This is a genomic window from Paenibacillus sp. P22 (assembly GCF_000469945.2).
In the GTDB taxonomy this organism is placed as follows: domain Bacteria; phylum Bacillota; class Bacilli; order Paenibacillales; family Paenibacillaceae; genus Paenibacillus_O; species Paenibacillus_O humicus.
Map to the genome: position 1 here is coordinate 1 of NZ_CBRA020000199.1, position 5,040 is coordinate 5,040.

Annotated in this window: 6 protein-coding genes; 1 reads left to right on the forward strand and 5 read right to left on the reverse strand. The window is 60.1% G+C overall.

The features are described from left to right. Positions 1–576: sirohydrochlorin chelatase (locus BN871_RS22425; RefSeq protein WP_232313266.1), on the reverse strand; the 576-nt coding region annotated here is incomplete at its 3' end. 53 nt (positions 577–629) lie between these two features. Continuing rightward, on the reverse strand, positions 630–920 hold the full coding sequence (locus BN871_RS22430) for a YerC/YecD family TrpR-related protein (RefSeq protein ID WP_021881922.1): 291 nt from the start codon (positions 918–920) through the stop codon (positions 630–632). Positions 921–1,526: 606 nt separating this feature from the next. Between BN871_RS22430 and BN871_RS22440 the strand changes: the two genes are divergently transcribed. After that, on the forward strand, positions 1,527–2,114 hold the full coding sequence (locus BN871_RS22440) for a hypothetical protein (RefSeq protein WP_021881924.1): 588 nt from the start codon (positions 1,527–1,529) through the stop codon (positions 2,112–2,114). Positions 2,115–2,207: 93 nt separating this feature from the next. On the opposite strand, the gene BN871_RS22445 is transcribed toward BN871_RS22440, so the two are convergent. The 3 genes from BN871_RS22445 to BN871_RS22455 form a co-directional block, all read right to left on the reverse strand. Then, entirely contained in the window at positions 2,208–3,209 is a 1,002-nt protein-coding gene (locus tag BN871_RS22445) for an inorganic phosphate transporter (RefSeq protein WP_021881925.1), read from the reverse strand. Between the two features lie 25 nt (positions 3,210–3,234). Next, entirely contained in the window at positions 3,235–3,843 is a 609-nt protein-coding gene (locus BN871_RS22450; protein ID WP_048748988.1) for a DUF47 domain-containing protein, read from the reverse strand. A gap of 297 nt (positions 3,844–4,140) precedes the next feature. Continuing rightward, positions 4,141–5,040 (reverse strand): DUF3048 domain-containing protein (locus tag BN871_RS22455; protein ID WP_048748990.1); only part of this gene is annotated, 900 nt, incomplete at its 5' end.

Consider the following 5,040-nt stretch of genomic DNA (forward strand, 5'->3'; position numbering starts at 1 on the left):
GAAGCCGCCCGCAGCCCGGATCCGCTCCGCCATCCGGGTCATCCCTTCGCGCCAGCGGCCGTGGAACACGGGCTCGCGCGAGCCGTGGCCGATCAGCAGCAGCGCCTCGCTCGCCGGATCGCGCGAGAGCTCCCGGATGTTCGCGAGCAGCAGCTCCGCGATCTCCGGCTCGTCGTCGATCGGCCGGCCGGGATGGATGCGGGCGCCGCCGACATGAAACACCTCGAGCTCGCCCTCCCTAAGCCCCGCCGGCGGCTGGCCGAACGCCTGCATGATGTCGTCGACATGCGTCGCTCCCGACGAAACGAACAGCGGCAGCACGAAAATATCCGTGACGCCGCGTTCCAGCAGCTCGTCGACCCCGTCCTGGATCAGGCGCCCTTCCACGATCTCCAGAAACGACGAAACGACCGGCACAGGGCCGGCCGGTTGCTGAAGTCGTATCGTTGCCGCCTCGACGGCTTCGTCCACGAGCGCCACCCAGCCCCCGTCGCGGGAGCCGTGGCTGATGACAAGAATGCCGGGACGGACAATCGGGGAAGGAAAAGAGGATGATGGCGTCGCCGATGCTTGCAAGGACCGCTCCCCCTCCGGACTGCCAAGCGGAATATGACGGCCTGCGGAGCTCATTAGCGGTTCAGGCGGTCGAGGGTCATCTTGTACCCGTCATTGCCGTAGTTCAGGCAGCGCTTGACGCGCGAGATCGTCGCCGTGCTCGCTCCCGTCTCGGCTTCGATCTGGTTATACGTGCTTCCCTTGCCCAGCATGCGAGCGACTTCCAGGCGCTGCGAGAGAGACTGGACTTCGTTGACTGTGCACAGGTCGTCAAAAAACACATAACATTCTTCCACGCTCTTGAGCGTGAGTACCGCTTCGAATAATTGGTCGATTGCTTTATCGTTCAGCTTCTTTAGCTGCATTAATCCTTCACCTCGGTAAGAGTATCGCTGACTTTCTGGCTAGTGTCGCTACCTTTCATTCTAAAGGGATACGGCGAAGAAAACAACCAGTCACCGTGTTCACGCTTTAGAGGACAATAGAAAAATGAAAACGCTATCGGAATAAATCGTCGAAACAGCTCTTATTCCGCGGCGGAGCCCTCCCTCGGCAAGCCTTGTCTTATGCTGCCTAAACGCTGCCTAACGGCGGCTTTCACGACCTCCATAACGGCCGCGCCGCGGCACATTCCGTTCGCAGCTCAATTCCAACGTAACGCTCGATTACGGCCGATGCTTCCGGCTGGCCGCCGCTGTCATCGGGAGAAGGCAAAGAGTCCCTTCCAATAAGTCTGGAGATGCGGTCCCAACGGAACCTGCCCGCACCAGCCAATGAATCCCCGTTTTGTTCCTGAGCATCTCGATGCCGCAGGACCAGAAGCTCTCCTTTCCCGTGGGAATTTCCTGCAGGCATCCCCCCATGGGTTTTTCGGCAAAAACCGGGCTATCGTCCATACCTTACGCCCGCCTATTCCATACACTGTAACAAAAGCGGAATAAATCCGCCTCATACCAAGGATGTGATTGCAAGTGAACCCGAATTCTTACCCTCCATCCGGCCAGCGCAACACACCTGCTTCCGGACCGCCTTCTCAGGGAGGCATTTTCCCAGGCCTCGGTGATTCGTTCCCTTTTCAGCATATGCCCCAGCATTCGCTTTTCGCTCCGATGCCGTCCTCGTTCCCTTCCGCGATGCCGTCCGGTCCCGCGACGTCGATCGGACCGCTGGCCACGCTGGAAGCGGCCGCTCCCGCAGTCGAGAAGAAGAGCAGCCTGTTCTCGCTCGACAAGCTGTCGGATCTCAAAGGCTTCGTAGACCGGATCGGCGGCCTCGACGGCATTCTCGGCACGATGACCAAAGCCCAGAAGATCATCGGCAGCGTCCAGCAGATGGCTCCGCTGGTGAAGGTCATGATGGGATCGTTCGGCAAGAAGGGCTCGGACAAATCCAAGCTGGTGAACCTGGACGACGACGACTGGAAACCATCGAAAAAAAGAAGGAGGAACAAGAAACGCCGTCCGTCCGGCTCCCGCAAAGGCAAGGGCGGTTACGCCAAAGGCCCGCGCAGCCGCAGCCGCCGGCGCCGGAAAGGGCGCAGACAGAAGTTTGATGAATAACTTGTTCAGGGCAAAAGACAGCCCGCCCGGCCGCTTGAAGCGGTCCGGACGGGCTGCTTGCCTTGCAGGATGAAGAGGAGCCGTCCAATGCGCCTACAGGAAGATCCATTCGATGATCTTGTACATGACGGCGGACAGGCCCATCGCGATCGGAATCGTGATGATCCACGAAATGACGATGCGTCCCGCCATGCTCCACTTGACGTTGGCGAAGCGCTTGGCGCTGCCGACGCCGAGCAGGGACGACGTGATGACATGCGTCGTGCTGACCGGGAAGTGGATCAGCGTCGCGGTGAAGATGACGGCGGCAGAGCCGAGATCGGCCGCGAAGCCGTTGATCGGCTCGATCTTGAAGATCTTGGTGCCCATCGTCTTGATGATCTTCCAGCCGCCGACCGACGTGCCGAGCGCCATCGCCGTCGCTGCGGACAGCTTGACCCACAGCGGAACCTCCAGGTGGTCCTGGATGCCTGCGGCCACGAGCGCGAAGGTGATGATGCCCATCGCCTTCTGCGCGTCGTTGGTGCCGTGCGTATACGACTGGAATGCAGCCGTAATGATCTGGCCCGTGCGGAAGCCCTTGTTGAGCTGATGCGGGTTGCCGTTGGCGAAGATCAGCTTCAGGATCCACATGAGCGTGAAGCCGATCGCAAAGGCGATGAACGGAGAAAAGATCAGGCCCTTGATGATGTTTGTGAAGCCGCCTGCGTTGATGGCTCCGAAGCCGTCCGCCGCGATGACTGCGCCGGCCAGGCCGCCGATCAGCGCATGGGAGGAGGACGACGGGATGCCGAACCACCAGGTGACGAGGTTCCAGATGATGGCGCCGAGCAGCGCCGCGATGACGATCTGCTCGCCGTGGGCGAGCTTGGCCGGGTCGGCGACGCTGCCGCCGATCGTCTTGGCGACGCCGGTGAAGCTGAGCGCGCCGACGAAGTTCATGACGGCGGCCATGATGATGGCTACGCGCGGCTTGAGCGCCCGGGTCGAGACCGAGGTGGCGATGGCGTTGGCCGTGTCGTGGAATCCGTTGATGAAATCGAATGCCAACGCCAGAAACACCACCGCTATCATGACGACAAATGTAGTATCCATGGGCTGCGGTTAGTCCCCTATCCTATTAGCTGTTACGCATGATGATGGTTTCAAGCGTGTTGGCGACGTCCTCGAAGTAATCGGTCGTCTGCTCCAGCATTTCATACAGTTCCTTGCGCTTGATGAGCTCGATCGGGTCCTTGACGTTGGCGAACAGCGCCTTGATGCAGACGCGCAGCAGATCGTCGGCCTGATTTTCCAGCTCGTTGATGGCGATATTCGGCTCGCGGATGGCAAGCAGCTTTTTCTGGGACAGCAGGTAGATCGCTTTCTTGACTTGATGCGAGTTGCGGACCAGATTGTCTGCGAACAGGCGGATGTATTCGTCATGGTCGGTAACCTGGTACATCTCGAAGCGGGAGGAGCAAGCCTCGATCTCGTCGACGACATCGTCGAGAGCCGTCGTCAGCGCCATGATGTCCTCGCGCTCGATCGGCGTAATGAACGTCTTGTTCAGCTCCGTAATGATCGTATGTGTATAGCGGTCGCACTGGCTCTCGTAATCTTTCATCACCTTGGCAAACTCGCCGACATTCGTCAAATCCTCGACACCGCGGGCGAAATACTCCACGCATTCGACAATTGTGTCCGCCATCTCTTCCAGCGTCTTGAAGAAAATATTCTTCTTGGCCATGTTCGTCCCCTTTGCTTTCAGGAAAATGATGCTGCCTGCCCAATTTGGGCCGAACTAATCTTATCACAGTTGCATCGCATCTTGTAAAGAATTTGTAAACGAAAACGGGCCGCCGGACACGAAATTGTCGTTTTTTCGACAACGTTCGACCTTTTTCGCCTGATCCCAGTCTTCCCCTTTCTTCCGCTCCTATGCCGAAAAAGGAAGAACGAAAACGCCGGGCGGGGAAATCCGCTCCGGCGTTCGGCAGGTCCGATGACAGGATGCTCTCTCCCGGACGATGAAAATCGAATGAAGCTAGCTGTAGCTGACATGGCCCTCAAGCGAAGGATCGAGCGGCATGACATGCCAGAACGTCTTGCCCGGCACGAAGCTCAGCTCCCGCCCGTCCTTCTCGAGGCGGAACGAGCCGTCCGCGCCGCGCTTCCACTGCGCCTCCATGACTTGGCCGCGCTGGATGAGCAGCGCCGGCCCGCCGTCCTTCAGGCCGACCTCCAGCCGGCCGTAATCGTCGTACGCCCGGTGCTTGGCCCCGATGACGACGAGATTGGCGGCGGAGAGCTGCTCCTTGGTCTCCCGGTCCTCATGCGGCTTGCCGTCGATGAAGCGCTTGTACGTTGCCGAGCCGGCATCGTACTCATAGGAAACCTTGTAATTCTGCAGCTGGAACTTCAGCTCCACGGAGGTGGCCGCAGGAGAGGCGGCATCGACCGCAGGGCTCGAGGAGAAGGTGTAGGAAGGCCCTCCCGCCGACTTCAGGTAGCCCTTGCGGCCGGCGATCTTCGTGATCTTCTCCAGATCGGTGTACAGGTTGTGCGGCGCCTTGCGCGTCTTGTCCCGCCAGTAGTAGCCGCCCGCATTGGATATCTCGTCGAGATACGGCTTGCCCTGATGCTGCAGGATGTCGTAGGCGTCCGTGCTCGCGCCCGCATGGGTGAGGACGCCATGGAACGACTCCCCGATCTCGATCAGGTACGGGCGGATGCTGCGGACCGGGCCGACGGCTCCCTTGTAGCCGGCATCGCTTTGGAAGACGGCGATCAGCCTCGTGATGCCGCCCTCGGCGAGCACCTCCCACAGCATGTCGGCATGGGTCAGCCCGCTCTGGGGGCGAGCGGCGGAGAAGTTGTTGACCATGACCGCGTACGGCCGTTCCGTCAGGGCGGCTCCGTCCGCCAGCGGCAGTCCCGTCAGCGG